27 protein-coding genes and 2 pseudogenes are annotated in these 25,711 nt (G+C 69.9%); 17 read left to right on the forward strand and 12 right to left on the reverse strand.

Annotated elements, in window-relative coordinates; all coding sequences use genetic code 11:
* Nucleotides 1-133 precede the first annotated feature (133 nt).
* From BT364_RS15805 to BT364_RS15840, 7 genes and pseudogenes are all read left to right on the forward strand, one after another.
* The gene (locus BT364_RS15805; RefSeq protein ID WP_072485782.1) at nt 134-778 is read left to right on the forward strand and encodes a hypothetical protein; all 645 of its coding nucleotides are present in this window, start codon (nt 134-136) and stop codon (nt 776-778) included.
* 186 nt (nt 779-964) lie between these two features.
* Nucleotides 965-1,429, forward strand: a pseudogene (locus BT364_RS39175) (transposase); the annotation flags it as partial.
* A 268-nt stretch (nt 1,430-1,697) separates the two neighbouring features.
* The gene (locus tag BT364_RS15820) at nt 1,698-2,555 is read left to right on the forward strand and encodes a helix-turn-helix domain-containing protein (RefSeq protein ID WP_072485785.1); all 858 of its coding nucleotides are present in this window, start codon (nt 1,698-1,700) and stop codon (nt 2,553-2,555) included.
* A complete protein-coding gene (locus tag BT364_RS15825; protein ID WP_072485786.1) occupies nt 2,552-2,737 on the forward strand; it encodes a DUF397 domain-containing protein in 186 nt (61 codons plus the stop codon). Before BT364_RS15820 ends, BT364_RS15825 begins: the two co-directional genes overlap by 4 nt.
* Before the next feature lie 324 nt (nt 2,738-3,061).
* The gene (locus BT364_RS15830; RefSeq protein WP_072485787.1) at nt 3,062-3,871 is read left to right on the forward strand and encodes a DNA-binding protein; all 810 of its coding nucleotides are present in this window, start codon (nt 3,062-3,064) and stop codon (nt 3,869-3,871) included.
* 316 nt (nt 3,872-4,187) lie between these two features.
* On the forward strand, nt 4,188-4,559 hold the full coding sequence (locus BT364_RS15835) for a hypothetical protein (RefSeq protein WP_143166497.1): 372 nt from the start codon (nt 4,188-4,190) through the stop codon (nt 4,557-4,559).
* A 135-nt stretch (nt 4,560-4,694) separates the two neighbouring features.
* Complete coding sequence (locus tag BT364_RS15840) at nt 4,695-5,690, forward strand: hypothetical protein (protein WP_143166498.1); 996 nt, start codon at nt 4,695-4,697, stop codon at nt 5,688-5,690.
* Nucleotides 5,691-5,956: 266 nt separating this feature from the next.
* On the opposite strand, the pseudogene BT364_RS39180 reads toward BT364_RS15840, so the two are convergent.
* The 5 genes and pseudogenes from BT364_RS39180 to BT364_RS15865 form a co-directional block, all read right to left on the reverse strand.
* Nucleotides 5,957-6,064 (reverse strand): annotated as a pseudogene (locus BT364_RS39180) (DUF397 domain-containing protein); the annotation flags it as partial.
* 10 nt (nt 6,065-6,074) lie between these two features.
* Nucleotides 6,075-6,488 (reverse strand): DNA-binding protein, encoded by a 414-nt coding sequence (locus BT364_RS15850; protein WP_072485790.1) that lies wholly within the window; start codon nt 6,486-6,488, stop codon nt 6,075-6,077.
* Complete coding sequence (locus BT364_RS15855) at nt 6,470-6,754, reverse strand: hypothetical protein (protein WP_072485791.1); 285 nt, start codon at nt 6,752-6,754, stop codon at nt 6,470-6,472. The genes BT364_RS15850 and BT364_RS15855 overlap by 19 nt, the downstream gene beginning before the upstream one ends.
* A 72-nt stretch (nt 6,755-6,826) precedes the next feature.
* A complete protein-coding gene (locus BT364_RS15860) occupies nt 6,827-7,018 on the reverse strand; it encodes a DUF397 domain-containing protein (RefSeq protein WP_072485792.1) in 192 nt (63 codons plus the stop codon).
* 11 nt (nt 7,019-7,029) lie between these two features.
* Nucleotides 7,030-7,263, reverse strand: a complete 234-nt coding sequence (locus BT364_RS15865; RefSeq protein WP_072485793.1) for a hypothetical protein — start codon at nt 7,261-7,263, stop codon at nt 7,030-7,032.
* A gap of 62 nt (nt 7,264-7,325) precedes the next feature.
* On the opposite strand from BT364_RS15865, the gene BT364_RS15870 reads away from it, so the two are divergent.
* Nucleotides 7,326-7,895: a hypothetical protein gene (locus BT364_RS15870; RefSeq protein ID WP_072485794.1), complete on the forward strand. Its 570-nt coding sequence runs from the start codon at nt 7,326-7,328 to the stop codon at nt 7,893-7,895.
* A 39-nt stretch (nt 7,896-7,934) separates the two neighbouring features.
* On the opposite strand, the gene BT364_RS15875 is transcribed toward BT364_RS15870, so the two are convergent.
* The 3 genes from BT364_RS15875 to BT364_RS15885 all read right to left on the reverse strand — a co-directional run bounded on the left by BT364_RS15875 (nt 7,935) and on the right by BT364_RS15885 (nt 9,280).
* A complete protein-coding gene (locus BT364_RS15875; RefSeq protein ID WP_072485795.1) occupies nt 7,935-8,129 on the reverse strand; it encodes a DUF397 domain-containing protein in 195 nt (64 codons plus the stop codon).
* A gap of 93 nt (nt 8,130-8,222) precedes the next feature.
* Complete coding sequence (locus tag BT364_RS15880) at nt 8,223-8,417, reverse strand: DUF397 domain-containing protein (RefSeq protein WP_072485796.1); 195 nt, start codon at nt 8,415-8,417, stop codon at nt 8,223-8,225.
* Nucleotides 8,418-8,428: 11 nt separating this feature from the next.
* Nucleotides 8,429-9,280, reverse strand: coding sequence for a helix-turn-helix domain-containing protein (locus BT364_RS15885; RefSeq protein WP_072485797.1), 852 nt, complete (start codon nt 9,278-9,280; stop codon nt 8,429-8,431).
* A gap of 211 nt (nt 9,281-9,491) precedes the next feature.
* Here BT364_RS15885 and BT364_RS15890 point away from each other — a divergent pair, with 211 nt between their 5' ends.
* Nucleotides 9,492-9,926: an ATP-binding protein gene (locus BT364_RS15890; RefSeq protein ID WP_072485798.1), complete on the forward strand. Its 435-nt coding sequence runs from the start codon at nt 9,492-9,494 to the stop codon at nt 9,924-9,926.
* A 33-nt stretch (nt 9,927-9,959) separates the two neighbouring features.
* Here the strand turns inward: BT364_RS15890 and BT364_RS15895 are convergent, their stop codons facing one another.
* Nucleotides 9,960-10,577, reverse strand: coding sequence for an HAD family hydrolase (locus tag BT364_RS15895; RefSeq protein WP_072485836.1), 618 nt, complete (start codon nt 10,575-10,577; stop codon nt 9,960-9,962).
* 139 nt (nt 10,578-10,716) lie between these two features.
* Here BT364_RS15895 and BT364_RS15900 point away from each other — a divergent pair, with 139 nt between their 5' ends.
* The 4 genes from BT364_RS15900 (at nt 10,717) to BT364_RS15915 (ending at nt 14,721) form a co-directional block, all read left to right on the forward strand.
* On the forward strand, nt 10,717-11,727 hold the full coding sequence (locus BT364_RS15900) for a FecCD family ABC transporter permease (RefSeq protein ID WP_072485799.1): 1,011 nt from the start codon (nt 10,717-10,719) through the stop codon (nt 11,725-11,727).
* Nucleotides 11,724-12,806, forward strand: a complete 1,083-nt coding sequence (locus BT364_RS15905; RefSeq protein WP_072485800.1) for a FecCD family ABC transporter permease — start codon at nt 11,724-11,726, stop codon at nt 12,804-12,806. Before BT364_RS15900 ends, BT364_RS15905 begins: the two co-directional genes overlap by 4 nt.
* Nucleotides 12,803-13,663: an ABC transporter ATP-binding protein gene (locus tag BT364_RS15910; protein ID WP_177328139.1), complete on the forward strand. Its 861-nt coding sequence runs from the start codon at nt 12,803-12,805 to the stop codon at nt 13,661-13,663. Before BT364_RS15905 ends, BT364_RS15910 begins: the two co-directional genes overlap by 4 nt.
* A gap of 68 nt (nt 13,664-13,731) precedes the next feature.
* Complete coding sequence (locus BT364_RS15915) at nt 13,732-14,721, forward strand: ABC transporter substrate-binding protein (RefSeq protein ID WP_072485837.1); 990 nt, start codon at nt 13,732-13,734, stop codon at nt 14,719-14,721.
* Nucleotides 14,722-14,770: 49 nt separating this feature from the next.
* Here BT364_RS15915 and BT364_RS15920 read toward each other — a convergent pair whose 3' ends face one another.
* On the reverse strand, nt 14,771-15,829 hold the full coding sequence (locus BT364_RS15920) for a hypothetical protein (RefSeq protein WP_072485802.1): 1,059 nt from the start codon (nt 15,827-15,829) through the stop codon (nt 14,771-14,773).
* A gap of 278 nt (nt 15,830-16,107) precedes the next feature.
* On the opposite strand from BT364_RS15920, the gene BT364_RS15925 reads away from it, so the two are divergent.
* Both BT364_RS15925 and BT364_RS15930 read left to right on the forward strand, forming a co-directional pair.
* Nucleotides 16,108-18,567 (forward strand): helicase C-terminal domain-containing protein, encoded by a 2,460-nt coding sequence (locus BT364_RS15925; RefSeq protein ID WP_072485803.1) that lies wholly within the window; start codon nt 16,108-16,110, stop codon nt 18,565-18,567.
* Nucleotides 18,568-18,680: 113 nt separating this feature from the next.
* A complete protein-coding gene (locus BT364_RS15930) occupies nt 18,681-20,324 on the forward strand; it encodes a DNA repair helicase XPB (RefSeq protein WP_072485804.1) in 1,644 nt (547 codons plus the stop codon).
* A gap of 11 nt (nt 20,325-20,335) precedes the next feature.
* Here BT364_RS15930 and BT364_RS15935 read toward each other — a convergent pair whose 3' ends face one another.
* Nucleotides 20,336-20,527 carry a hypothetical protein gene (locus BT364_RS15935; protein WP_072485805.1) on the reverse strand — a complete coding sequence of 64 codons (192 nt, stop codon included), beginning with the start codon at nt 20,525-20,527 and terminating at the stop codon, nt 20,336-20,338.
* A gap of 375 nt (nt 20,528-20,902) precedes the next feature.
* Between BT364_RS15935 and BT364_RS15940 the strand changes: the two genes are divergently transcribed.
* On the forward strand, nt 20,903-22,984 hold the full coding sequence (locus BT364_RS15940; RefSeq protein ID WP_072485806.1) for a HelD family protein: 2,082 nt from the start codon (nt 20,903-20,905) through the stop codon (nt 22,982-22,984).
* A 42-nt stretch (nt 22,985-23,026) separates the two neighbouring features.
* On the opposite strand, the gene BT364_RS15945 is transcribed toward BT364_RS15940, so the two are convergent.
* A complete protein-coding gene (locus tag BT364_RS15945) occupies nt 23,027-23,716 on the reverse strand; it encodes a copper homeostasis protein CutC (protein WP_072485807.1) in 690 nt (229 codons plus the stop codon).
* A 247-nt stretch (nt 23,717-23,963) separates the two neighbouring features.
* Here BT364_RS15945 and BT364_RS15950 point away from each other — a divergent pair.
* Nucleotides 23,964-25,711: heavy metal translocating P-type ATPase (locus BT364_RS15950; RefSeq protein ID WP_072485808.1), on the forward strand; the 1,748-nt coding region annotated here is incomplete at its 3' end.

A 25,711-nucleotide genomic window follows, 5' to 3' on the forward strand; every position in this document is an offset into this window, starting at 1 on the left:
CCAAGCCGGGATCGTCCGCGCTCCACAGGAATATCGCTGTCAAACCACACCCAGGTCGACTCATGTGGCCACGAGTATCCGCTCCCTCACTTGTCGCCCCACCAGACGCGCCTGGTTTTCTCTGGAGGCTCTTGTGTCGACCTTGAAGCGTGCGCCGCGGGAATGCGGTTCCTGGCGCTGGGACCTCTATGACACTGCAGCACCGGGGCTGGAGTCTGCCCTCTCGGTCGCGGCGCGGATGTGTGACGTCCTTGCCCGGGTGGAGCTCCTCGCCCCCATCGAGCTCAAGTACAGCTGGTACGTCCTGGACGTCGGACCGACCGGCATCACAAGCACTCTTGAGCTCACCAGGCCACTGGGGGAACCGAGCGTCCCAAGTCGGGTGCGGGGCAGCCGCCCCTCTGCATACCCCTCCGCCGACATCGCGGACATCAATGTGATCGGCCCGGGTACGTGGATCGACGCGGTCAGGCAACCCCGAAAAGAGCCACAGCTGGTCGGCCTGTCCCTCTCTACCGCACCCACCGGCCTCTCGGCCGAACTGTCGGTGCACCACGACATCTGGGGGTGGTACGACTTCGCGGGACGCCCGCACCCCGAGGTCTACCGGAACAACGCTCCACGACTCACCGCCGCGCTGGAAGAACTCGTTACCCTGCTCGACGCGCCTCCCGAGCCCGGCGAGCCGACGTACTTCGGAGCCGCCACGCCCGAGGGGCTCGCAACGCCGGACGCGTACGAGGACGGCCTGGGACCCGACCTGACCAGCAGACTCTGATGAGAAAGCGCCCGCCGACAGGTTCGCGACCTCGAGAGTCACTGTCGATCAGATGGGTGGGCCCGGATCCTGTTCGCCGAAACCGCCCATTCGATTCCCGCGAGGATCCTCAAATGCCAATGGTGATGCGCGCCCCGCGGAACTGCAAAACGAACGGTGTAACTCCTGATCGAGGAAGATGCATCGATGACGAGCGACGGCGTGACCGAACTCGAGGAGTCCGAAGCTGGTGAGCCGGGCCAGGGCCTTCAGCTGACCGGCGAGGGCGGGCTGTTGCAGCAGCTGACCAAGCGGCTGCTGGAGTCCGCGCTGGAAGGTGAGATCACCGATCACCTCGACTACGACCGGAACGATCCGGCTGGGAAGAACGGCGGCAACTCCCGCAAAGGGAGCCGCTCCAAGACGGTACTGACCGACATCTGACCGGTGGAGATCACCGTGCCGAGGGACCGCGAAGGCTCCTTCGAGCCGAAAATCGTCCGCAAGCGGCAAAAGCGCCTGTCCGGCGTGGACGAGGTGGTCATCTCGCTCGCCGCGAAGGGCCTGACGACCGGCGAGGTCCAGGCCCGCCTCGCCGAGGTCTACGGGGCTGACGTCTCCCGGCAGACAATCTCGACCATCACCGACAAGGTCCTCGAGGACATGACGGAATAGCAGAACCGCCCGGTCTACCCGGTGGTGTTCATCGACGCCATCCACGTGAAGATCAGGGTTCTTTCGACGATCTTGCGACAGACCTGGCACCGGACGAACTAGTTGCCCACAAGGGTGACTTCGGCGTTCCGATGACTCAGCGTGTCTGCCGACTCGTACTCTGACGAGTAATGACACCACGACGCCGAGTAGCCGTACGGGCACGCCCAGTCGGCCGTGCGGGAAGTCGGCCGTGACCGGGCGGGCAGAGAGCGGTGCGGGACATATGGCAAACGAAGAACGGCCCGAGCGGCCGGCCGAATCCGATGGAACGGCGCATCTTTTCAGGGCACTCGGCAGAATGATCAAGGTGCTGCGCGAGCGCGCGGGCATGAGCCAGCGGGAACTGGCCCTCTCCACGCACTGCAGCGAAGACCTGATCTCCGCGATGGAACGGGGAGTGCGGACCCCTCAGCCCGACTTCCTGATCCGGGTGGACCCGATCCTGGGTGCGAACGGGGTGCTGCGGGCCACCACCGACGAAGTGCGGGAGGCCCTGGCGAGGGCTCGGACCCGGCACCCGGACTGGTTCCGCGGCTTCGCCCACCTGGAGTTGGGCGCGGTGGCAATCCACGAGTACAGCAACCAGGCGATCCCTGGCCTGCTCCAGACGGAGGGGTACGCGCGGGCAGTGTTCGCGAAGCGGCGTCCCCTGCTGGACGAGGAGACGCTGGAGAAGCGCATCGCGGACCGGCTGGCCCGTCAGCAGATTTTCGAGCGCTGGCCAGCACCGACCCTCAGCTTCGTGCTGGAGCAGGTACTCCTCCAACGCCCCTTCGGTGGGCGCGACGTTCACATCGCCCAGCTGAAGCGGCTGCTGGAGATCTGCCAACTGCGCACGGTGGAGCTCCAAGTCATGCCGACCTGGCTGGAGGAGCACGCCACGATGGACGGCCCCTTCACCCTGCTCACTCCGAAGGGACACCAGGAGGTGGCGTACACCGAGATTCAGGGGCATGCTCGACTCATCACCGGCCCGGACGAAGTCCGTCTGTTCAGCGAACGCTATGGAATCATGCGGGCGCAGGCTCTCACCCCCAGGGAGTCCTTGACGCTGATCGAGAAGATGCTGGGAGAACTATGAACACCGAGCAACTGCACTGGTTCAAGAGCAGTTACAGCGGCGGCGAGGGCGGGACCTGCGTCGAGGTCGCGAGCTGCCCCACCACCGTCCACGTCCGCGACTCCAAGAACGTCCAAGGGCCCCACATCGATGTCGCGCCCGGCGCCTGGTCGGCCTTCGTCACGTACGCGCAGCAGGGCTGAACGCCCTGCTCCGGCAGGTGCGCACCGGGTCGTGACAGCCGCGACCCGGTGTACCACGACGCGGCCGACCGGGACGCGGTGTGCCGTGACGTAAAAGCTTTTAAGTCTTTGTCTTGAGGACTTCTGAAAACCCGACCCAACCCCGCCGTTTTAACCCGCGGGCCCCTGTCACTCGCTCGGGTGACCTTGGCCAACTCAGCTGGATCTCGAGGCAGCTTGCGGGCATATGCTCACGCCAACACAACCCCGAACGCACGTCGGCCCTCGACCGGGAGTAGTGATCCCGAGCGAGGGCCTGACCACCAAGGAAGTTGGCCCTTCCCGATGGATACCCAGCAGGTTAGCGTGCCCGCGCACGCCTCGTCCCCAGTTTCCGGCGTCGTGCACGTCAACACCCGCCAGACCAGCCGGTTCACGATCATCGGCAACCACCTCGCCCAGCACCGCGAGATGTCACTGCTGGCGATCGGACTTTCGACATACATCCAGTCACTCCCCGCCGGAGCCCGGATCGGCATCAAGAAACTCGCCGAACGCTTCCCCGAGAGCGAGGCCCGCATCGCCGCCGCGCTACGGGAGCTGGAGACCCACGGCTACCTGAGCCGCACCCGCGAACGACTGCCCAACGGCAACGTCGTCACACGCACGTGCTCGTACAACCAGCCGCTCAGCACCGTATGCCGCCACCCCGAACCACGCCCCGAGCCCCGCCGCTACATCCCGACTCCCCCCGCACCCGCCCCCGCGGCCCCCGTACCACTGCCCCACCCACGCAAACCGCTCCCCCAGTACGTCCGGGCGGCCACGGCCCTGCTCGCCGACCTCCACCGGCACGCCCCGCAAATCACCCTCACCGAGAAGGACGTCACCCTCCTCGCCCCCCTCGCAGTCACCTGGTTCGAACGCGGCTCCACCCCCGGCGCACTACGCCACGCACTCACCGCCGACCTGCCAAAGCCACTCAAATACCCCGCCAAACTGCTGCGCCACCGCCTCACCGTGCTCCTACCACCCCCGGCAACCCCGGCGACGCTCGTCGACCCACTCCAGAACTGCAACAACTGCGACCGCGCCTTTCGTGCCCCGTCACCGGGCTACTGCCGCGACTGCGAGGCTCACCCCTGCGAGGCGTAGTGGCTCGGCGCATCAGGTTCAACATTCCCGACAGCAAACAAGAACCGCCCCTCGCGACCACGCTGCACGCACAACGCGATGCACGATTGGCCTGAAGTACATTGCCTTGCTACCGCCCCGTTGATACAGATGAAGTCCAGGGGACATAAGGGGGGTTGGTGGTGTACGCGCTGGTAATGATGGCCCGACGCGAGACGGTCACTCCGGAAGCGCCCCTCAAGCGAGGCAATTCGAAGATTATGCACGATGGGGTACGAATCGTGGGGTTGTTCGACAAAAATGGCATGCCTAAATTCTTCCCGAGCGGGTGAACTTTGTGACACTTTCGACCGAAGGGCGATGGACCTTCTCTTACGATGAGGATGATTTCATCATCGCAAACCGCCCCGGTGCGAATGAGGCCGTGCAGGAGGCCTTGTCCAACCATCTCGACGATGCCCGACGTCTGACGTCAGTGGAATGGCTCCTCTCGGAATGGCAGGTCGTCAAGGCGAGCTACCCCGAAGACCCCATCGGGGTAGCATTCAATGCGACCAAGGCTACGCTCTCAGGCGTTGGCGTCGTCACTATCTCGTCCCAGTATGAACAATTCGATTCCGTTACGATCTCGGAAGAGAATTTTCTTTCTGCTGTTCTCGACTTTCGCGACTTTCTGTCAAGTGCTGAGGGCAGCCAGCGGGAGTCTTGAGTAGAGGGTGTTGGAAATAGCGAGGGCAGGTGCCCCAACATCGGATATCGAGCAATTGATCGGAGACGGGACGATCACGACCCCTCCGATTGCCAAAGCCGGCCCGCGAGGTGTCCTTTGATTACAACAAACCCTGTGGGTAGCTGGTCCTGGGAGACCAGGGAAGAAAAATCGGGGCAAGGCCTCGCGCTGCGTTGTGGCCGCACAGCCCTCAAGGCGTGGGCAGCGATCCACGCTCTCGGCATCGTCAGCGGAGATGCAATGGCAGACATCACCATGCGCGCCGAGGACGACCATGCCGTCTTGTTCGCGCGCAAGCGAGTACGCGCGGCCCTGGCCGACGCCGCAGATGACAGCGAGCTCTTCGCCGCCCTGAGGTCGACGGACCTGGGGCAAGTCAGCGTGGTGGAGGTAAACCTGACCACGCCAGGCACCTGCATGCGCAATGGGAAGGCCCACCGGGTCGAGAAACTCTTCGTGATTTCGGCCGAAGAGTGGGCAAGCGGCGCTGGAACCGTAACACTTGACACCTACAGCGACGCCTGTATGTCTCACGATCTGCGCGGCCATCGGCAGCCAGAGATTCAGAAAGAGAATGCTCCACGCCTCAAGGCTGCGCTCACTGCGATTACACGGATGGTTGCAGTTGAGGTCGTTGCCTCGGACTTCACCTCCTACGGAATCCCAACCAAGGACGGGTTCGAAGATCTCCCGGACGAAGACCCTGACATTCTGGATTCCTGGTACATGGCAGAAGTCCCGCGTCGGACCGAGTGGCTCCAGTCATTCCTGCCGCCGAACTCACCTCGCTTTGCGGCAGAGACTGATGCACCGGTCAGCTTCGTCGAAGTGGCTAGAGGTGGACGTACAGTCGGCTATCTCTGGGCAGCAGAGGACGGAGTTGCAGCAGGGTTTGAACCTCGCACCCCGGCCGGTGATGAGGCACTCGACGCCGGACAGGATTGGCTGATGCGCCTCAGCGAAGCGAAGCAGCGCGGGCTGGCACCTGCCCAAGCGCTGCATGAATTGGCATCCTGGCCCGGCAGCACTCGTTCCGGAACCGTTGTGCCTGGGACTCAGCAAGAAGCCTCCTCCCTGGAAGACCTGCAGGACCTCTCGGGACGCGAGTGATGTTCCAACACCACGAACAAGAAGTCCGGACCGCTCGCGAGGGCAAACCGGCCTCCCTGCCTCCTGGCTCCGGCTGCACGGAGCGCACATGACCCAAGACGTCATAGCCCTCACCCCGCAGACGCCGGACACCAAAACGCTGCTGGCCGGGCTCCTCGCCGGCAGGGAGCGGGTTCGCAAAGAGTGGAACTCCGACGACGACTATCGCCAGCCTGCTCTCTACTGCGCACAGGACATCTCCCGACCGGACGCAGACTCTTCGGGAGTCAGTCCTGGCGGTGGCCCTCCTTGAGAGTGCGTACGAGGGCAGCCCACGCGCCGGGTGTGGTGCGGAGTATCGCTCCGGTGGGGTCGCTGCTCTCAGTGAGCTTGACCCCAAGTCGCTCACACCACGACGAGGCGCACCCTGTCGCCGCACAGTTTTCTCATGTCGTCAACGTCTGAAGTCAGCATGACAACAGGACGCTGCTGCCGCAGAGCGGCCTCGGCCACGGCCGCGTCGATGGCGTACTTGTGGCCGTGCAGCCCAGCCGCCATCAACAGCGCCGAAGCCGCCTTCGCCTCTTCGTCGCCCACCGGGACGGTACGCAGGCCGGACAGCACCCAAGCCAGCCGGGCCTTGTTGGTGCGGGCATGCACGGCTTCGATGATGGTGAGTGCAGAGATGACCACTTCCATCCCCCTGGACCGCGCCTCCGCGACCAGAGCCACCACCGGCTCGTCATCACCGAGCAGCTTGGAGAGTCCTTCGCTGTCGAGGACGAGCGTCCCTTCGTGGCTCAGCTTGCGGCGGGCCACTGCCCCTCCTCGGCGAACACCTCGTCGAAGACCTGCCGCGCCCGCTGCCGCGCTTGCTCGGAGACCGGACCCTTGCGGCTCTCGTAGTCCGCCAGGTATTCGTCCAGCACCTGCCCTCGAAGCTCCCGCTCGACAGCTGCTGCGATGAACGCGGAGAACTCCCGCTTGCCCGCCCGAGCTCGGATCGCTTCAGCGGTCCCTTCGGGCAGGGAAAGGCTGACCCGGGTCGCCGGTCCCTCGCCGATGCCGTACGTCGTCTCGGACATGAGCCCATCTTATCAAACGAGTAGGAAATGAATGATTCCGGCGCCTGCGCGCCTTCTACGCCAGCGCGGGAGTCAGCCCTGGCGGGGAGTCTCCTTGAGAGCGCGCACAAGGGCAGCCCACGCGTCGGGTGTGGTGCGGAGTATCGCTCCGGTGGGGTCGCTGCTCTCAGTGAGCTTGACGCCGCCGGCGGCGTCCGCAGCGATATGGACGCAGGATTCGCCCTGTCCGCAGTACGAGGACCTCTGCCATGCGTGCTCGTTCATATCCAGTTCCTTCACCGGTCGGCGATCAGACTGTGGATGAAGTCCCGGGACTCGTCCGGCGCCAGCGCCACGGCTTCCATGCGTGCCAGCAGGAGGCGGTAGGCCTCCAGCCCCGCCTCGGCATCCACCATGGCGGGGCAGTGCGACTGGTCCGGCGGGACCGTGTCGAGACGGGGCACCGAGCCGTGTACGTATTCCGTGATACCCAGCAGCGGGAAGGCAGTACCGCGCGGCTTGTCTCCCACCAGCCTGCGGAACGTTCCCGGCGAGACCGAGCAAACCTGGACCTCTACAAGGGGACCTACCGATGACATACAACCTCTTCACCATCGATCGCCTGCAGCCGGCCCGAGTCTCCAATGCCCTGGCGTCATGCCTGCGCGTTGAGCCGAACTCCGTCGATGTCGCCGACATCGACGCCGATCAGGACAACCGCAATTGGGATGCGCTTGCCCTGTGCGACTACTCGGATGTCCTTGGCGACGTGTCACTGACTCTGGACGTCTTCGTCCAGGAAGCCGTCTCCCAGCAGCCGACCGAGCCGGAATTCGCTTCACGTTTCGCCGTTGCGGCACGGTCCGTGGTCCTGTATCCCGCCGAGGAGCACCTTCCCAGCGCATATTGGCTGGTGACTCCAACCGGTTTGGTGACCCGCGCACGCCTCCTGGCGTCGGACGACGAGCGACCCGAGTACTCCATCGATGCTGTGGAGGCTGCCGTCCCTCAGCTTCCCGGCATTCGTGTCATGCAGCTTCCGGAGATCGCCCGCGAACACCACGTCCCCACACCGACCACCTCGGAATGCATTCACGCCATGCCGACTTCGCGAGTCTGCGCAAGTTCTGCGCCCGCGCGGCCGAAGCCGGAAACGCTGTGAACAAGGACATCTCCTGACCGGTCGCAGACCCTTCGGGAGTCAGTCTTGGCGGTAGCCCTCCTTGAGGGCGCGTACGAGAGCGGCCCACGCACCGGGTGTGGTGCGGAGTGCCGCCCCGGTGGGGTCAGCGGACTCAGTGATTCTGATCCCTCCGCCGGTGTCTGTGGCGACGTGGATGCACGAGTTGCCCTGGGCGCAGTGAGATGACTTCTGCCAGTGGTCGTATGCGGGCATGAGCGTTCCTCTCGCAGCTTCTTCCTGATGGGGCGGATCGGATTCCGGGTGCCCTCGGGGCCGGATCAGATCCAAGGGAAGCCAGTGGGGGCGTCAGCCATGGGCACGGCTCTCCTTGAGGGTGCGTACGAACGCGGCCCACGCGTCGGGTGTGGTGCGGAGTATCGCTCCGGTGGGGTCGCTGCTCTCGGTGAGCTTGACGCCGCCGGCGGCGTCCGTGGCGACGTGGACGCACGAGTCGCCCTGGGCGCAGTGAGATGACTTCTGCCAGTGGTCGTATGCGGGCATGAGCGTTCCTCTCATAGCTGCTGACTGATGCGGTGGATCAGGTCTCGGGTGTCCTCGGGTGACAGCGCGGCACCCTCAATCCTGCTGAACAGGGTCCGGTATTTCTGCAGTTGGGTCTCGGCGTCGAGGAACGCGAGGCCGTGGGACTGGTCGAGGTGGACGGTGTCCAGTTCGGGGACTGGGCCGTACGCGTAATAGATGGACTGGCCGGAGCCGGGAACCGCGCCCGCCTTGAACGGGATGACCTGGATGGCGATATGGTCCCGCTCGCCCATGTCGAGAAGGTGTCGCAGCTGCGCCCGCGCCGTCTTGGGACCACCGACTTCGGTGCGGAGCGCGGCCTCATGGATGAGTGCTTGGTACGAGGTCGGCTCGGCACCGCACAGCACGGCCTGGCGCTTCATCCGGAACGAGACGCGGTGCTCGACATCCGACGGCGGAAGCTCCGGGACGTGCTGCCGGAAGATCTCCCGCGCATGGTCGGCGCTCTGGAGCAGTCCGGGGATGTGCGCCGTAATGGCGCCGCGCAACCGTTCTGCATGGTGCTCCAGCTCCGCAAGATCCAGGAGAGAGGTCGGCAGGAGCTCCTGGTAATCGGACCACCAGCCGCGCTTCCGGTCCTTGACCATGTCGACCAGAGCTTCGATGAAGACGCGGTCGGAGCACTCGTAGTTCTGCGCCATGGTACGTAGACGCTCACCACTCACCCCGAACCTGGCCGTCTCGATGTTGCTCAGCTGGCCCTGGCCGATGCCGTGCACACGGGCCGCCTCGGTGGCGGTGAGACCGGCGCGCTCGCGCAATTTGCGCAGCTCGGTAGCGATCCGGATGCGCCGACCAGTCGGGGCAGACCTGCCAGCCATGTAACTCCTCCTTTACGGAGTCGAGTTCGACTCATCGCTCACGCGAGGGAATCTGCATGCCCTTTCGCGCATGCGATGCAAATAGAACTTGCGGAGACCCTAGTCTCGGTCTCAGGCCACCCGCCCGGAAGTACCCCGCTCGACGGAGCGGCCTCGTCACCGGGCAACCGGAAATCCGCGATCCAACTTCCTCCCGTGAACGGAGACTTCCATGGTCGGTTCCACGGTATCCCCGCCCTGGACATACACCCTCCAACTCCCGCAGGATCCCCGCGCCCCCGGCGTCGCCCGTGCCACCCTCCGCAACGTCCTGCGCGTGCACGGCATGCCCGAACTCACCGAAGTGGCCGAGCTGTTGGCCAGCGAGCTGGTCACCAACGCCTACCTGTACTCCTCGGGGCCGTACTCCCTGCGCCTGCGCGACGCCGGACGCAGCCGCATCCGACTGAGCGTCTGGGACACCGATCCGCACATCCCCGCCCCGTTCCGATGGGGCGCCCAGACACCGGAAGAACTGGCCGAACGCGGGCGCGGGCTGTACCTCGTCACGCTCTACGCGGAGTCCTGGGGCGCGTACCCGATGCGGGGAGGGCTGCCGGGGCAGGGCGGGAAGCTGCTCTGGGCGGAATGCGCGGCGAAGGCGTAAGAAGGCGCTCCGCGAGCCCGTGCCCCGCGTGCATCAGCCCGCCGCGTACCCCTCCAGCCAGGCCGGGAACTCCGTCAGGGACGACAGGACGACATCCGCTCCCGCTGCCCGGAGTTCCGTCGCGTCGCACGGGCCCGTGGTGACCGCGACCGACAGGGCGCCGGCCGTGCGGGCGCCTCGTACGTCGCCGGTGTGGTCGCCCACGTAGATGTGCGCGCCGTGCTCGCGCAGGGCACGGCCCTTGGCCTCGGCCCACAGGCCGCCGATGATCGCGTCGGGTTCGATCCCGAGGTGATTCATGTGGAGCTCCGCGCTCGGCTGGTGCTTGGCGGTGACGACTATCGTCCGGCCGCCCCGCTCGCGGATCGCCGCGACCGACTCCCGAGCGCCCGGCAGCGCGAGGCTGGGGTCGATGGCGTGTGTGGGATAGATCTCGCGGTAGCGGTCGGCGGTCGCGGCCACCGCGTCGGCCGGGAACCAGTTGCGCAGCTCGTCGTCGACCGGCGGGCCGAGCCTGCTCACCACCAGGTCGGCGTCGATCGGTGTCCCCGTTTCGGCGGAAAGCGCCAGGTAGGCGGCCTTGATGCCGGGCCGGGTGTCGATGAGCGTCATGTCGAGGTCGAAGCCGACCGTCAGGGGGTGCGAGGGCATGACGTCCATTGTCCGCGGGGGCGGGCGTCGCTCCGGCGCCGGTGCGGCCTTCGGGTCCGAAACGGCGGTGCTTAGACTTAGCCAAGCCTTACCTTCGCACCGTTCACGCCACTTGTTCTTCGCCACTTGATTGGGTCCGATGTCAGCCGCCGCACCACGCCGCTCCAGACGCGCACTCGCGACGGCGGCGGCCGTCGTGGCGCTGCTCGTGGCGGTACTCCTCAGCCTGGCCGTGGGGGCCCGTTCCATACCCCCGTCCGAAGTGTTCGACGTGCTGCTGCACGGCGGGCACTCCGACAACGCCGAAGTCATCCGGAACATGCGCGTGCCGCGCACCCTGATCGGGCTGATGGTCGGCGCCGCGCTGGCCATCGCGGGCACGGTGCTCCAGGGCATCACCCGTAACCCCATCGCCGACCCCGGCATCCTCGGGATCAGTCAGGGCGCCTCGGTGGGTGTGGTGCTGGCCATCGCGTTCGCCGGGATCCACACCCTGACGGGGTACGTGTGGTTCGGCTTCGCGGGGGCCGCGATCGCCTCCGTCGCCGTGTACGCGATCGCGTCGAGCGGGCGCGGGGGCGCCACCCCCGTGAAGCTCGCGCTGGGCGGCGCCGCCATCAACGCGCTGCTGGTGTCGGTGACCTCGGCGGTGCTGACGACCAAGGCGTCCGCGCTGGACGAGTTCCGCTTCTGGCAGGTCGGCTCGCTCGGCGGGCGCGAGGCCGAGGTGGCACAGCAGATCTGGCCGTTCCTGTTGGTGGGGACCGTGCTCGTGCTGTCCGTCGCCCGTGGGCTGGACGCGCTGGCGCTCGGCGAGGACGTCGCGAAGGGGCTCGGGCAGAACGTCGCGACGGTGCGGATCGTCGGCGGCATCGGGGCCACGGTGCTGACCGGGGTCGGGGTCGCGGCGGCCGGGCCGATCGCGTTCATCGGGCTCGCCGTACCGCACATCGCCCGCGCGGTCGTCGGCTCCGACCACCGCTGGGTGCTGCCGATGGCTGCGCTGATCGGGCCCGTGATGCTGCTGGTGTCCGATGTGATCGGCCGTATCGTCTTCCCGCCGAGCGAGGTTCCGGCGGGTGTGATGACGGCGCTGATCGGGGTGCCGTTCCTGGTCGCCCTCGTACGCCGGAAGGCGGTGCCCGCATGAGTGCCGGTACGGAGGTCCGGGTGCGGCCCGCCGGGTACCACGTCGTACGGATCGGGGCGCGGGGGAGGTTCCTGCTGCACCGGCGGGCGGCCCTGGTCGCCACCGCACTCGTCGTGCTGCTGGCCGCCGTCTGTGTCGCGTACCTCTGCGTCGGCGAGAGCTTCGTCGCGCCCGGCGAGGTCGTGAAGGTGGTCCTGGGGCAGCCGTCCCCCGACGAACTGGTCGTCGGCACGCTGCGGCTGCCGCGGATGACCGTGGGGCTGCTGGTCGGCACGGCCTTCGGGATCGCCGGCGCGCTGATCCAGACCGTCGCCCGCAATCCGCTGGCCAGCCCCGACATCATCGGCATCAGCCAGGGGGCGAGCGCGCTCACGGTCGGCGCGATGACCTTCGGCATCACCTCGTACACCGTGCTGCCGTACCTCTCCGTCATCGGCGGGGTGGCCGCGGCGGCGCTCGTGTACGTCTTCGCCTGGCGCGGCGGACTGCACGCCACCCGCTTCGTCCTCATCGGCATCGGCTTCGCCATCGCGCTGCGCTCGGTGACCACGCTGTTCCTGACGAAGGGCGACTACCTGGTCGCCCAGCAGGCGCAGATCTGGATGACCGGCTCGCTCAACGGGCGCGGCTGGGCCGAGGCCGCGCCGATCGGCTGGACGCTGCTGATCCTGCTGCCCGCCGTCCTGTGGGCCGCCCGCGCCCAGCGCACCGTCACGATGGACGACGACACCGCGACCGCGCTCGGGGTGCGGCTGGGGCGGGTACGGCTGGGACTGGTCGCGCTCGGAGTGATCCTGGCGTCCGTGGCGACCGGCACGGCCGGGCCGGTCGACTTCGTGGCGCTCCTCGCCCCGCAGATCGCCCGCCGGATGACCCGCACCGCACAGATCCCGCTGCTCTGCTCGGCGCTGCTCGGCGCGGTGATCGTGGTCTTCGCGGACCTGCTGGCACGCAGGCTCTTCTCGCCCACCGAGCTGCCGGTGGGCGTTCTGACGGCGGCGGTCGGCGCCCCGTATCTGATCTGGCTGATCATCCGCGGGCAGCGCGGCGGCCGCGGCCGTAGTGGAGGCACAGCATGAGTTCGACCCCGATGTCCGACGCCACGGTGGCCGGGACCACGACCGGCCGGCTCACCGCGCGGGGGCTGACGCTCGCGTACGAGGACCGCACCGTCGTCGACGCACTGGACCTCGACGTCCCGGACGGCCGGGTCACGGTCATCGTCGGCCCGAACGCCTGCGGCAAGTCGACCACCCTGCGCGCGCTCGGCCGGCTCCTCAAGCCGCGCGGCGGGGCCGTGCTCCTCGACGGCACCGAGCTGTCGCAGATCCCCACCCGGAAGATCGCCCAGTCGATCGGGCTGCTGCCGCAGACCCCGGTGGCCCCGGAGGCGATCACCGTCACCGACCTCGTCGCCCGCGGGCGCCAGCCGCATCAGCACTGGTGGCAGCAGTGGTCGGACGAGGACGAGCGGGCGGTGACGGACGCCATGGCGCGTACGGACATCACCGCGCTCGGCGACCGGTCCGTCGACGAGCTGTCCGGCGGTCAGCGCCAGCGGGTCTGGATCGCGATGGCGCTCGCCCAGGAGACCGATCTGCTGCTGCTCGACGAGCCGACCACATACCTCGACATCGCGCACCAGGTGGAGGTCCTGGACCTGGTGCGCCGGCTCACCGCCCCGGCGGCGGACGGCACCCGCGGCCGGACCGTCGTCACCGTGCTCCACGACCTCAACCAGGCCGCCCGGTACGCGGACCACCTGGTCGCCATGAAGGCGGGCCGGATCGTCGCCGAGGGCCGCCCGCAGGACATCGTCACCGCCGGACTCGTACGCGAGGTCTTCGGCCTCGAAGCGGTGATCGTCCCGGACCCGGTGACCGGTTCGCCGCTCGTCGTGCCGGGCGCCCCGTGGCAGGCCGGACCGGACTCGTGAGCACGACCCCCGGTCCCCTCGGCGCGTACGCGACCGACGACCACCCCCATCCCTACGAAAGGCACCCCATGGCCCCCTCCGTCCGCCGCCGCGGCCTCGCTCTCGGCGCTCTCTCCCTGGCCGGCGCACTCACGCTCTCCGCCTGCGGATTCTCCGAGTCCGGCGGGAGCGCCAGCGGCTCCTCGGACTCCGGCTCCGGCGCCGCGAAGACCCACACCGTCAAGACGGCCATGGGCGACGTCGAGGTCCCGGTGGACCCCAAGCGCGTCGTGGTCCTCGACACCGGCGAGCTGGACTCCGCGCTCACCCTCGGCGTGCAGCCCGTCGGCGCGACGCACTCGGCGTCGGAGGACGGCTTCCCCTCCTACCTGCCCGCCGGCCGGACGAAGGACATCAAGGAGGTCGGCGAGATCGCCAACCCCAACCTGGAGACCGTCGCCTCGCTGAAGCCGGACCTGATCCTCACCTCCAAGGTCCGGGACGGCGACCGTTACGAGCAGCTGAAGGCGATCGCCCCGACCGTGATGACGGAGTCCACCGGAACCGCCTGGAAGGAGAACTTCCAGCTGCACGCGGAGGCGCTCGGCAAGCAGGCCGAGGCGAAGAAGGCCGTCGCCGACTACGACGCCCATGTCGCGAAGGTGACCGAGGCGATCGGCGGCAAGAAGAAGGCCGCCGGCACCGACGTCAACTTCGTCCGCTTCGTCGAGGGCGCCGACATCCGCATCTACGGCAAGCAGAACTACATCGGCTCGATCCTCGCCGACCTCGGCGTGGGCCGCCCCGCGATCACCGACAAGGCCAAGGACGGCTTCTCGTACGACGTGTCGCCCGAGAAGATCGACCTCGCGGACGCGGATGTCGTCTTCACGTCGACGTACGGCGACCCGGCGAAGGCGGGGACGACCAAGACGATGAACAGCGGCCTGTGGAAGGGGCTGAAGGCCTCCAAGGACGGGAAGGTCTTCAAGGTCGACGACCGACTGTGGATCGCGGGCATCGGCTACACCGCCGCGGACGAGATCCTCGACGAGTTCCAGGCGAAGATGACCGGCTGACGTCCGGGTGGGCCGGCCTCCGCCCGGAGCGGCGGCCGGCGCCCGGCCGTCACGACCGTGGCCTCCGCGACCGCCACACCAGGTAGAGCGCGGAGGCCACGGCCGCCCCCCGCACCACCCACGGCCACATCTGGTCGATCGCGTCGTTCATCTGACCGGTCCCGATGGGCGCGCCCCACCGGCCGTCGCTCCGGCCCCACAGCCAGACCAGAGCGCCCGCCGCGACCACGCCCGGCAGCCCCATCGCGACCCACTTCGCCTCCGCGCGGGACAGGGTGCGCGAGCTGTACGCGAGGAGCCAGCCGCCCGCCAGGGCCAGCCAGGAACCCGTCACGGCGCCCGCCACCAGCAGCACCGCGGCGAGCAGCAGCAGCGGGTGGGAGAAGCCGCGGCCACCCGCCCCGTCCTCGCGCGGCGCACGGCGCCGGAGCCGCGGAAACCGGCGGCGGCGCGGCGCCTCCTCCACTTCCTCCTCGGCAACGGGCTCCTCGTCCGGCTCCTCGTCCCCCGCCGCACGCGGGCGCGGCACCACTCCCGCTTCCCCGGACGACGGCAACCTCATCATGTCCGGGATCTCGACACCACCGACGAACCCCGGCACGGCGACCCCGTCACCGAACGGCCCGGGCTCGATCCGCCACCAGTCGGGCTCGCTCCCGGACGGCCCCAGCTCGTCGGTACCGGCCATGTGCGGCGGCGAGGGCACCCGGCCGGCCGGCGCCTCCGGCGCACCGGACCCGGGCTCCTGCGGCTGCGACGCGCCCTTGCCGGAACTGTCTTTGCCGTCCTTCCGGAGCATCCCCTTGCGCGGACGTGGGATGCTCCGGCCTTCCTCCGCCGCGGGCTCCGGCCGCCCCGCGATCTCCACCGTGCCGTCGCCCGACAAGACCGCGGCGGCCACCAGTTCGTCCGGTGCGCCGAGCCTCCCGATGATGCGGCGGACCGCCGCGGGGCTGTCCCCCGACTGCTTCCCGCGCTGCCGGTCGATCTCGCCCCGGAGCGTCGCCACCAGCCTCATCCGGGCAGCCGAGGACAGCTGTTGCTGCTGCGCCAGGTCCCCGACCCGGCTCAGATAGTCGTAGACCAGCTGGTCGCTCTCGATCCCCACGCGATCGTTCCCCTCTACCGCCCTGCACCGACGGTAGCGCCCTCAGAGCCTGCCGGGTGGCCTCCGACCGGGCGGACGCGCCCCGGCACGCACGCTTCCCGCGTTGTCGTCGGTCGCCGACGCGCCTTCCCCGAGCTCTCGGCTCCGCTCGAGCAGGGGAGACCCCGTCCGACTCCCTTCTCCGCCTTGGAATCGCACACACCGGACCACGTCCGCCATCCGATCGAAAGCCTCCGGACAGGCTCTCGGGCCTGTCCGGAGCGACTACCGTGGGACGGATGGGGATGACCACACCACCGCGGACGCTCGCCGAAGCTCTTCGCGCCCGGGACGACGAGTCGCTGGCCGGGCTGCTGCGCGCCCGCCCCGATCTCCTCAACCCGGTGCCGGGCGACATCACCCAGCTCGCGACGAGAGCCGGTACCCGCGCCTCCGTCGTACGCGCGCTGGAGCACCTCGACAAGTTCGCCCTGCAGACCGCCGAGGCGCTCGCGGTGGCCGCCGACCCCGCCCCGTACGAGACGCTGCTCGGGCTGCTCACCGGCGACGGCCGGGACGACGGCGAGCACCGCGACGACGCGGACGCGGCGATCGCGGACGCTCTGCCCGGCGCGCTGGCCACACTGCGCGAACAGGCCCTCGTCTGGGGCGAAAACGAGCGGCTGCGGCTGGTGCGCACGGCGCGCGAGATCCTCGCGCCGTCCCCGCAGCACGCCTCCCCCACCGGTCTCGGGCCGACCGTCGCCGAGGCGACCTCCGGCATGTCGCCGGGCCGCCTCCAGGAGATCCTGGCCGCCGCCGGGCTGCCCGCCACGCACGACCCGGTCTCCGCCGTGGCCGCCCTGTCCGCGCTCTTCACCGACCGGGCCGGGATGGGCGAGCTGCTGGACAGCGCCCCGGCCGAGGCCCTGTCCGTGCTGGACCGGCTGGTGTGGGGGCCGCCGTACGGGGAAGTGACCCCGAACCCCACCCCGCCCGTGAAGTGGCTGCGCGACCACGGGCTGCTGCTGCCCGTGTCGACCCGCACCGTGGTGCTGCCCCGCGAGGCCGCCCTGCATCTGCGTGCCGGACGCGCCCACCGCGTACCGGCACCGCGGCCGCCGGCCGTGGAGGCGGTCGCCGACCGCGATCCACAGGCTGTGGACAGCGCCGCGGCCGGGCAAGCGTTCCTGGCGGTGAACACCGTCGAGGAGCTGCTGAAGAGCTGGAACGGCGGCGGCCCCGCGATACTGCGGGCCGGCGGGCTCAGCGTCCGCGAGCTGAAGAAGACCGCCACCGCCCTGGAGGTCCCCGAGCAGGTCGCCGCGTTCTGGGTCGAACTCGCCTACGCGGCCGGGCTGCTGGCCTCCGACGGGGAGGCCGACGAACGCTACGCGCCGACGCCCGCGTACGACGACTGGGCCGAACTCCCCGCCCAGGAACGCTGGACGGCTCTCGCCACCGCCTGGCTCGCCGCCACCCGCACCTCCGGCCTGGTCGGCGGCCAGGACGCCAAGGGCCGGGCCCTGTCCGCACTGGGCCCCGAACTCGACCGCTCCGCCGCCCCCGAGGTGCGCCACCGGGTCCTCGCGCTGCTCGCCGCCCTGGAGCCCGGCACCGCCCCCGACCCGGAGACCGTCCTCGCCCGGCTGCGCTGGGAACGCCCCTTGCGCGGCGCCTCCGCCTCGGCCGGGGACACCACCGATCTGCGGTCCCGGATCGCCCTGTGGACACTCAACGAGTCCGAGCTCCTCGGCATCACCGGCCGCGGCGCGCTCGCCACGCACACCCGCGCCCTGCTCGACGCCGGGCCCGCCGAGGCCGCCGCGCTGCTCGCACCGCTCATCCCGGAGCCGCTGGACCACGTACTGCTCCAGGCCGACCTGACGGCCGTCGCCCCCGGCCCGCTGGAACGCCCCCTGGCCGACATGCTCTCCGCCCTCGCGGACATCGAGTCGAAGGGCGGCGCGACGGTCTACCGCTTCACCCCCGGCTCCGTACGCCGCGCCCTGGACGCCGGGCAGTCCGCGGCCGATCTGCACGCGTTCCTCGCCGCCCACAGCCGTACGCCCGTCCCGCAGCCGCTCAGCTATCTCATCGACGACGTCGCCCGCCGCCACGGCCACCTCCGGATCGGCGCCGCCTCCTCGTACGTGCGCTGCGACGACGAGGCCGTGCTGAACGAGATCCTGGCCGACAAGCGCTCGGCCACCCTGCGGCTGCGCCGCCTCGCACCGACCGCCCTGGCCGCCCAGGTCGACCCGGCGTCACTGCTCGAAGGGCTGCGCGAGATGGGGTACGCCCCGGCCGCCGAGTCCGCCGAGGGCGATGTCCTGATCACCCGCGCGGGCGCCCGCCGCACCCCGCCCCGCACCGCCCCCGTCCCCGTGCCCGAGGGCCCTCCGGTGCCGGACGACACCCTGCTCGGCGCGGCGGTCCGGGCGATCCGCGCCGGGGACACGGCCGCCACGGTGGTCCGCAAGGACGCCCCGGAGTCCCCCGCCACCACGCCCGGAGCCCTGCCCCGCACGACCTCCGCCGAGACCCTCGCCACCGTCCAGGCCGCCGCGATGACCGGCTCGGCGCTCTGGATCGGCTACGTGAACGCGGACGGCGCCGCCAGCCAGCGCGTCATCGCCCCGGTCCGGGTCGAGGGCGGCTTCGTCACGGCGTACGACCACACGGCGGACGAGGTCCGCACGTACCCGCTGCACCGCATCACCGGCGTCGCCGAACTGGCCGACGACGCCACGGCGTAAGGACGGGGCTGACCGGCGGACGGGCCCCGCACCCAGCACGACCGCGCCCGCATGCGGCACACTGGACGTTTGGCCGCATCCGTGGCCGCACCCCGCAGAAAGGGCCGACGCGCGTGACCGGACCCCTCATCGTCCAGAGCGACAAGACACTGCTCCTCGAAGTCGACCACGACCAGGCCGACGCCTGCCGCCGGGCCATCGCGCCCTTCGCGGAGCTGGAGCGAGCCCCCGAGCACATCCACACCTACCGGCTGACCCCGCTCGGGCTGTGGAACGCGCGCGCCGCCGGGCACGACGCCGAGCAGGTCGTCGACGCCCTCGTGCAGTACTCGCGCTACCCCGTTCCGCACGCGCTGCTCGTCGACATCGCCGAGACGATGGCCAGGTACGGCCGCCTCACCCTCTCCAAGCACCCGGTGCACGGCCTGGTGCTGACCTCCACCGACCGGCCCGTGCTGGAGGAGATCCTCCGGTCGAAGAAGGTGCAGCCGCTGGTCGGGGCGCGGATCGACCCGGACACCGTGGCCGTGCACCCGTCCGAGCGCGGGCAGATCAAGCAGACGCTGCTGAAGCTGGGCTGGCCGGCCGAGGACCTCGCCGGCTACGTCGACGGCGAGGCGCACCCCATCGATCTCGCCGAGGACGGCTGGGCGCTGCGGCCGTACCAGAAGCAGGCCGTCGAGGGGTTCTGGCACGGTGGCTCGGGTGTCGTCGTACTGCCCTGTGGTGCGGGAAAGACGCTGGTCGGAGCCGGTGCCATGGCCCAGGCCAGGGCGACCACGCTGATCCTGGTGACGAACACCGTCTCGGCCCGGCAGTGGAAGCACGAGCTGGTGAAGCGGACCTCGCTGACCGAGGACGAGATCGGCGAGTACAGCGGTACGCGCAAGGAGATCCGGCCGGTCACCATCGCCACGTACCAGGTGCTGACGACCCGTCGCAAGGGCGTCTACCCGCACCTGGAGCTGTTCGACTCCCGCGACTGGGGGCTGGTGATCTACGACGAGGTGCATCTGCTGCCCGCGCCCGTCTTCAAGTTCACCGCCGATCTCCAGGCCCGGCGGCGCCTCGGCCTCACCGCGACGCTGGTGCGTGAGGACGGCCGCGAGTCGGACGTCTTCTCGCTGATCGGGCCCAAGCGGTTCGACGCCCCGTGGAAGGAGATCGAGGCGCAGGGCTACATCGCGCCGGCCGACTGCGTCGAGGTGCGGGTCAATCTGACGGACTCGGAGCGGCTCGCCTACGCGACCGCCGAGGCCGAGGAGAAGTACCGGTTCTGTGCGACGACCGCGACGAAGCGGAAGGTGACGGAGGCGCTGGTGCGCAAGCACCGCGGCGAGCAGACCCTGGTCATCGGGCAGTACATCGACCAGCTCGACGAGCTGGGTGAGCATCTGAACGCCCCGGTGATCAAGGGCGAGACGAGCAACGCCCAGCGCGAGAAGCTCTTCGACGCGTTCCGGGAGGGCGAGCTCAACGTCCTGGTGGTCTCGAAGGTCGCGAACTTCTCCATCGACCTGCCGGAGGCGACCGTCGCCATCCAGGTCTCGGGGACCTTCGGCTCGCGCCAGGAGGAGGCCCAGCGGCTCGGCCGGGTGCTGCGGCCGAAGGCGGACGGGCACGAGGCGCGGTTCTACTCGGTGGTCGCGCGCGACACGATCGACCAGGACTTCGCGGCGCACCGCCAGCGGTTCCTGGCCGAGCAGGGGTACGCGTACCGGATCGTGGACGCGGACGAACTGCTGACCGACAGCTGACCGGCGGGTGCTCAGCAGTCGCGGTGGCGGACGCCCGCCTCCTCCGCGTACTCGCCGAGCACGACCACGCCGAACGTGGCGCGGGCGAAGACCTTGACGGCGCGGACCGCGTCGCCGACGCGGTGGCTGTGGTGGTGACCGGTGGCCGCGGTCGCGCCGTGCGCGGGGCCGGTCCGGCGGGGGTTCAGGCTGACTGTGCTCATGTGTTCCATGGTCCTGCGCCCGGCCCGTGCGGGCATCGGCCCGCGGGCGGAATCCGGGGGCGGCGCGGGTAGGTCTGCGGTCGCATACCGTCCCCTACGGGATGGACCCGGCGGTAATTCGCTCGCCCCCGGCGGACGCGGTCGATACAATCGCCGGTCTGCCCGCCTCCCGCACCGTGGTACCGGCAGCGGCCCGCAAGGGCCCGCCGGCAGCCGGGGGAGCGCCGCCGACCGGACGGAAACCGGCCGACAGCCGTACGCACACCCGCTGTGCGTACCCGTGATCGATCCCCCAGCGGACCGCATCGCCCCCGAGCACCTGCCGGGGACGGGCTGCGGTCCGCCGTCCTGCGTTGAACAGCCGGAGGCAACACCGTGCCCGCGCACGAACACGAGAGCGACACCACCACCGATCCGCTGGCCCGCGAACGCGCCCATCTCACGGCGTCCCGCGCCGCGCTGCGCGCCATGCGCGAGGACGCCCAGGCCCTGGACATCCGCAATGTCACCGCGAACTGGGTCAACGCGGCCGTCCTGCAGGCCCAGATCGACGAGCGCATCAAATCGCTCGCCGATCTCGCCCACACCCCGCTCTTCTTCGGGCGGCTGGACTATCTGCACCGGGTCGGTGCCGAGCAGGCCGAGGGCGCGGAGGGAGAACAGTTCTACATCGGGCGCCGCCATGTCCACGACGCCGACGGCGACCCGATGGTCATCGACTGGCGCGCGCCCGTATCGCAGCCGTTCTACCGGGCGTCCAGGAAGGACCCGCAGGAGGTGGGGCAGCGCCGCCGCTTCGGCTACACCGGCGGTGAGCTGACCGCGTACGAGGACGAGCACCTCACCGACCCCGCCGAGGCCGAGCAGACCAGCAAGCTGCTCCAGGCGGAGATCGAGCGGCCGCGTGTCGGTCCGATGCGGGACATCGTGGCGACGATCCAGCCCGAGCAGGACGAGATCGTCCGCAGCGAGCTCGGCGGGACGGTGTGCGTGCAGGGTGGTCCCGGCACCGGCAAGACGGCCGTCGGCCTGCACCGGGTGGCATATCTGCTGTACGCGCACCGCGAGCGGCTGGCCCGTACCGGCACGCTGGTCATCGGGCCGAACCGGTCCTTCCTCCAGTACATCGAGCAGGTGCTGCCGGCCCTCGGCGAGCTGGCGGTGAAGCAGGCGACCGTCGACGACCTGGTGACGGCCGGCATCGAGGTGCGCGGCACGGACACGGCGGACGCCGCCGTCGTCAAGGGCGACGCCCGGATGGCCGAGGTGCTGCGGCGGGCGATCCGCTCGCATGTGACGCTCCCGACGGAGCCGGTCGTGGTGGTGCGCGGTTCACGGCGCTGGCGGGTGCCGGCGTACGAGCTGGAGGAGATGGTCACCGAGCTGCTGGCCCGCGACATGCGGTACGGGGCCGCCCACGACGCGCTTCCGCAGCGCATCGCGCACTCTGTCCTGGTCCGGATGGAGGAGGCGGGCGAGGCGCCCGACGACCGGGTGCAGAACGCGGTGGCCCGCAACCCCGCGGTGAAGGCGGCCGTGAAGGCGATCTGGCCGGCCGTCGACCCGGCGAAGCTGGTGCTGCGGCTGCTGTCCGACGCGGAGTTCCTGGCCGCCCATGCGGAGGGGCTGCTCACCGAGGACGAGCAGAAGGCGATCCTGTGGACGAAGCCTGCCCGGAGCGTGAAGTCGGCGAAGTGGTCGGTGGCGGACGCGGTGCTGATCGACGAGGCGAACGATCTGGTGGCGCGTACGCATTCGCTCGGCCATGTGGTGCTCGACGAGGCGCAGGACCTGTCCCCCATGCAGTACCGGGCGGTGGGCCGGCGCTGCACGACGGGTTCGGCGACGGTCCTCGGTGACCTCGCGCAGGGCACGACGCCGTGGTCGACGGAGAACTGGGCGCAGGCGCTGCACCATCTCGGCAAGTCGGACGCGGTGGTGGAGGAGCTGACGGCGGGCTTCCGTGTGCCGCGCGAGGTGATCGCGTACGCCTCGCGGCTGCTGCCGGTGATCTCGCCGGGCCTCGCGGCGGTGAAGTCGGTGCGTGAGTCGCCGGGTTCGCTGGAGGTACGGGCGGCGGCCGGTCCGGCGGAGCTGGACGCGGAGGTGCTGGCGGCGTGCGAGGAGTCGCTGGAGCGGGAGGGTTCGATCGGCCTGATCGCGGCCGACGCGCGGATCCCCGCGCTGGCGGAGGCCCTGGCCGCGGCGGGGCACGCGTACCTCTCGCCCGGTGAGGAGACGACCGCCGAGTCCCGCCTGACCCTGGTCCCGGCGTCGCTGGCGAAGGGCCTGGAGTACGACTACGTGGTACTGGACGAGCCGGCCGCGGTGGTCGACGGCGAACCGGACGAACGCACGGGCCTGCGCCGGTTGTACGTGGCGCTGACGCGAGCGGTGTCGGGGTTGACGGTGGTGCACTCGGCGGACCTGCCGAAAGAGCTGACACCTGGCGTCTGAGGAGCGGGGGCCCGGGGGCGGTGCCCCCGGACCCCGCCCCCGCTACGCGTCGAGCACCGTCCGCCACTCCCGTACCGCCGCCGCGTCCACCGGCCCCGACCACCCGTGCGGGCGCGCCGCGCCGCCGATGTGCACGGCGTCGATGCCCGCGGCCAGCAGCTCCGGCAGGTGCTCCAGGCGCAGGCCTCCGCCCACCAGGATCTGCGGTTCGTAGCCGGGCTCGCCCTTGCGCGCCGCCTCGGCCAGCAGCGTCGGGATGCCGTCGTCGACGCCCTTGGGCGAGCCGGCGGTGAGGTACGTGTCCAGGCCGGGCAGGTCCGCCAGCTGCTTGCGCAGGGCGTCCCGGTCGGCGGCCCGGTCGATCGCGCGGTGGAAGGTCCAGCGGCAGCCGTCCAGCTCGGCGACGAGCCGTTCGACGGCGACCAGGTCCGGGCGGCCCTCCTCGTCGAGGAAGCCGAGGACGAATTCCTCGGCGCCCGCCGCGCGCAGCTCGCGCGCCCTGTCCACCAGTACCTCGATGTCGCCGGCCGCGAAGCCGTCCGCCACCCTGAGCATCACCCGCAGCGGAATGTCCACCGCGGCCCGGATCTCCGCGAAGGTCGCACAGGACGGGGTCAGACCGTCCGCCGCCATGTCGGTGACCAGCTCAAGCCGGTCCGCACCACCCGCCTGGGCGGCGACCGCGTCCTCCGCGTCGAGAGCGATCACCTCCAGGACTGCACGGTTGCTCATGGGCCCCATCCTCCAGGAAGCATCAATAGGTCTAGTCCAATGGCCAGCCTACGGGCCGGTACACCGAGGATGCAGCCTCAATGCCAGGCGAAGATACGTGAGGCCAGACGCACATCGGGTGATCGAACACTCACGATCTGGGCTCGCGCGGCATGTCCACCCTTGCGCTTTATAGGGGAGGGGGGTATACCTGAATCAGCAATGCATACCCCCTAGGGGTATCAACGTCTCCGCCAGGGAGGACATCGTGTCCGCGCACACCGCCACAACCGGCACTGCCACCGGCACCGGCACCGCAGAGGTCGAGCTCGCGATCGGCGGCATGACCTGCGCCTCCTGCGCGGCCCGCATCGAGAAGAAGCTCAACCGGATGGACGGCGTCGAGGCCACCGTCAATTACGCCACCGAGAAGGCCAAGGTCAGCTACCGGGGCGAGGACATCTCCGTACAGGACCTGATAGCCACCGTCGAGAAGACCGGCTACACCGCGCACGAGCCCGCTCCCCCGGTACGCACCGAGGAGGACGCCCCCGAGGCCGCCGAGGCCGACGAGCTGCGGCCCCTGCGCCAGCGGCTGCTGACCGCCGTCGCGCTCGCCGTGCCGGTGATCGCGATGTCGATGGTCCCGGCGCTCCAGTTCGACTACTGGCAGTGGCTCTCGCTGACGCTGACGGCACCCGTCGTCACGTACGCCGCCTGGCCCTTCCACCGCGCCGCCTGGACCAATGCCCGGCACGGCGCGGCGACGATGGACACGCTGATCTCGGTCGGCACCTCGGCCGCGTTCCTCTGGTCGCTGTGGGCGCTGTTCTTCGGCACGGCGGGCATGGTCGGCATGACGCACCCGTTCGAGCTGACCATCGGGCGGAGCGACGGCGCCGGGAACATCTATCTGGAGGCGGCCGCCGGGGTCACCGCGTTCATCCTGGCCGGGCGCTACTTCGAGGCCCGCTCCAAGCGGAAGGCGGGCGCGGCCCTCAAGGCGCTGCTGGAACTCGGCGCCAAGGAGGTCACCGTGTTGCGCGGCGGCCATGAGGTGACCGTACCGACCGCCGAACTCCAGGTCGGGGACCGGTTCCTGGTCCGCCCCGGCGAGAAGATCGCCACCGACGGCACCGTCGTCGAGGGTGCCTCGGCCGTGGACGCCTCGATGCTCACCGGTGAGTCCGTGCCCGTGGAGGTCGGCGTCGGCGACTCCGTCACCGGGGCCACGCTCAACGCGGGCGGCCGGCTCGTCGTCGAGGCCACCCGGATCGGCGCCGACACCCAGCTGGCCCGGATGGCGAAGCTGGTCGAGGACGCGCAGAACGGCAAGGCGGCGGCCCAGCGCCTCGCGGACCGGATCTCCGCCGTCTTCGTCCCCGTCGTCATCGCCCTGGCACTCGGCACGCTCGGCTTCTGGCTCGGCAACGGCGCGGGCCTGACCGCCGCGTTCACCGCCGCCGTGGCCGTACTGATCATCGCCTGCCCCTGCGCCCTGGGCCTCGCCACCCCCACCGCCCTCATGGTCGGCACCGGACGCGGCGCCCAGCTCGGCATCCTGATCAAGGGCCCCGAGGTCCTGGAGACCACCCGCCGCGTCGACACGATCGTCCTCGACAAGACCGGCACCGTCACCACCGGCCGCATGACCCTCCTCGACGTCCACACCGCCGACAACACCGACGAGACCGACGTACTCCGCCTCGCCGGCGCCCTGGAGCACGCCTCCGAACACCCCATCGCCCAGGCCGTCGCCGCCGGAGCCGCCGAACGCACCGGCACCACCCTCCCCACCCCCGAGGACTTCGCCAACATCGCCGGACTCGGCGTCCAGGGCATCGTCGAGGGCCACGCCGTCCTCGTCGGCCGTGAGCAGCTGCTCGCCGAGTGGGAGATCCACCTCCCCGTGGAGCTGGCCCGGCGCAAGGCCGAGGCGGAGGCCGCGGGCCGGACGGCCATCGCGGTGGCCTGGGACGGCGAGGCACGGGCGGTGCTCGAAGTCGCCGACGCGGT

Origin of the sequence: Streptomyces atratus, from assembly GCF_900119365.1 — a bacterium.
GTDB classification, from domain to species: Bacteria; Actinomycetota; Actinomycetes; order Streptomycetales; family Streptomycetaceae; genus Streptomyces; species Streptomyces atratus_B.

Bases quoted from the DNA above. Each gene is read 5' to 3' on its own strand.
- BT364_RS15910 (WP_177328139.1), top strand. From the start codon at position 12,803: ATGAGTTCGACCCCGATGTCCGACGCCACGGTGGCCGGGACCACGACC.
- BT364_RS15855 (WP_072485791.1), bottom strand. From the start codon at position 6,754: ATGTCCGAGACGACGTACGGCATCGGCGAGGGACCGGCGACCCGGGTC.
- BT364_RS15830 (WP_072485787.1), top strand. From the start codon at position 3,062: ATGGATACCCAGCAGGTTAGCGTGCCCGCGCACGCCTCGTCCCCAGTT.
- BT364_RS15885 (WP_072485797.1), bottom strand. From the start codon at position 9,280: ATGGCTGGCAGGTCTGCCCCGACTGGTCGGCGCATCCGGATCGCTACC.
- BT364_RS15880 (WP_072485796.1), bottom strand. From the start codon at position 8,417: ATGCCCGCATACGACCACTGGCAGAAGTCATCTCACTGCGCCCAGGGC.
- BT364_RS15895 (WP_072485836.1), bottom strand. From the start codon at position 10,577: ATGCCCTCGCACCCCCTGACGGTCGGCTTCGACCTCGACATGACGCTC.
- BT364_RS15945 (WP_072485807.1), bottom strand. From the start codon at position 23,716: ATGAGCAACCGTGCAGTCCTGGAGGTGATCGCTCTCGACGCGGAGGAC.
- BT364_RS15915 (WP_072485837.1), top strand. From the start codon at position 13,732: ATGGCCCCCTCCGTCCGCCGCCGCGGCCTCGCTCTCGGCGCTCTCTCC.
- BT364_RS15820 (WP_072485785.1), top strand. From the start codon at position 1,698: ATGGCAAACGAAGAACGGCCCGAGCGGCCGGCCGAATCCGATGGAACG.
- BT364_RS15925 (WP_072485803.1), top strand. From the start codon at position 16,108: ATGGGGATGACCACACCACCGCGGACGCTCGCCGAAGCTCTTCGCGCC.
- BT364_RS15900 (WP_072485799.1), top strand. From the start codon at position 10,717: ATGTCAGCCGCCGCACCACGCCGCTCCAGACGCGCACTCGCGACGGCG.
- BT364_RS15875 (WP_072485795.1), bottom strand. From the start codon at position 8,129: ATGCCCGCATACGACCACTGGCAGAAGTCATCTCACTGCGCCCAGGGC.
- BT364_RS15870 (WP_072485794.1), top strand. From the start codon at position 7,326: ATGACATACAACCTCTTCACCATCGATCGCCTGCAGCCGGCCCGAGTC.
- BT364_RS15860 (WP_072485792.1), bottom strand. From the start codon at position 7,018: ATGAACGAGCACGCATGGCAGAGGTCCTCGTACTGCGGACAGGGCGAA.
- BT364_RS15935 (WP_072485805.1), bottom strand. From the start codon at position 20,527: ATGAGCACAGTCAGCCTGAACCCCCGCCGGACCGGCCCCGCGCACGGC.
- BT364_RS15825 (WP_072485786.1), top strand. From the start codon at position 2,552: ATGAACACCGAGCAACTGCACTGGTTCAAGAGCAGTTACAGCGGCGGC.
- BT364_RS15905 (WP_072485800.1), top strand. From the start codon at position 11,724: ATGAGTGCCGGTACGGAGGTCCGGGTGCGGCCCGCCGGGTACCACGTC.
- BT364_RS15890 (WP_072485798.1), top strand. From the start codon at position 9,492: ATGGTCGGTTCCACGGTATCCCCGCCCTGGACATACACCCTCCAACTC.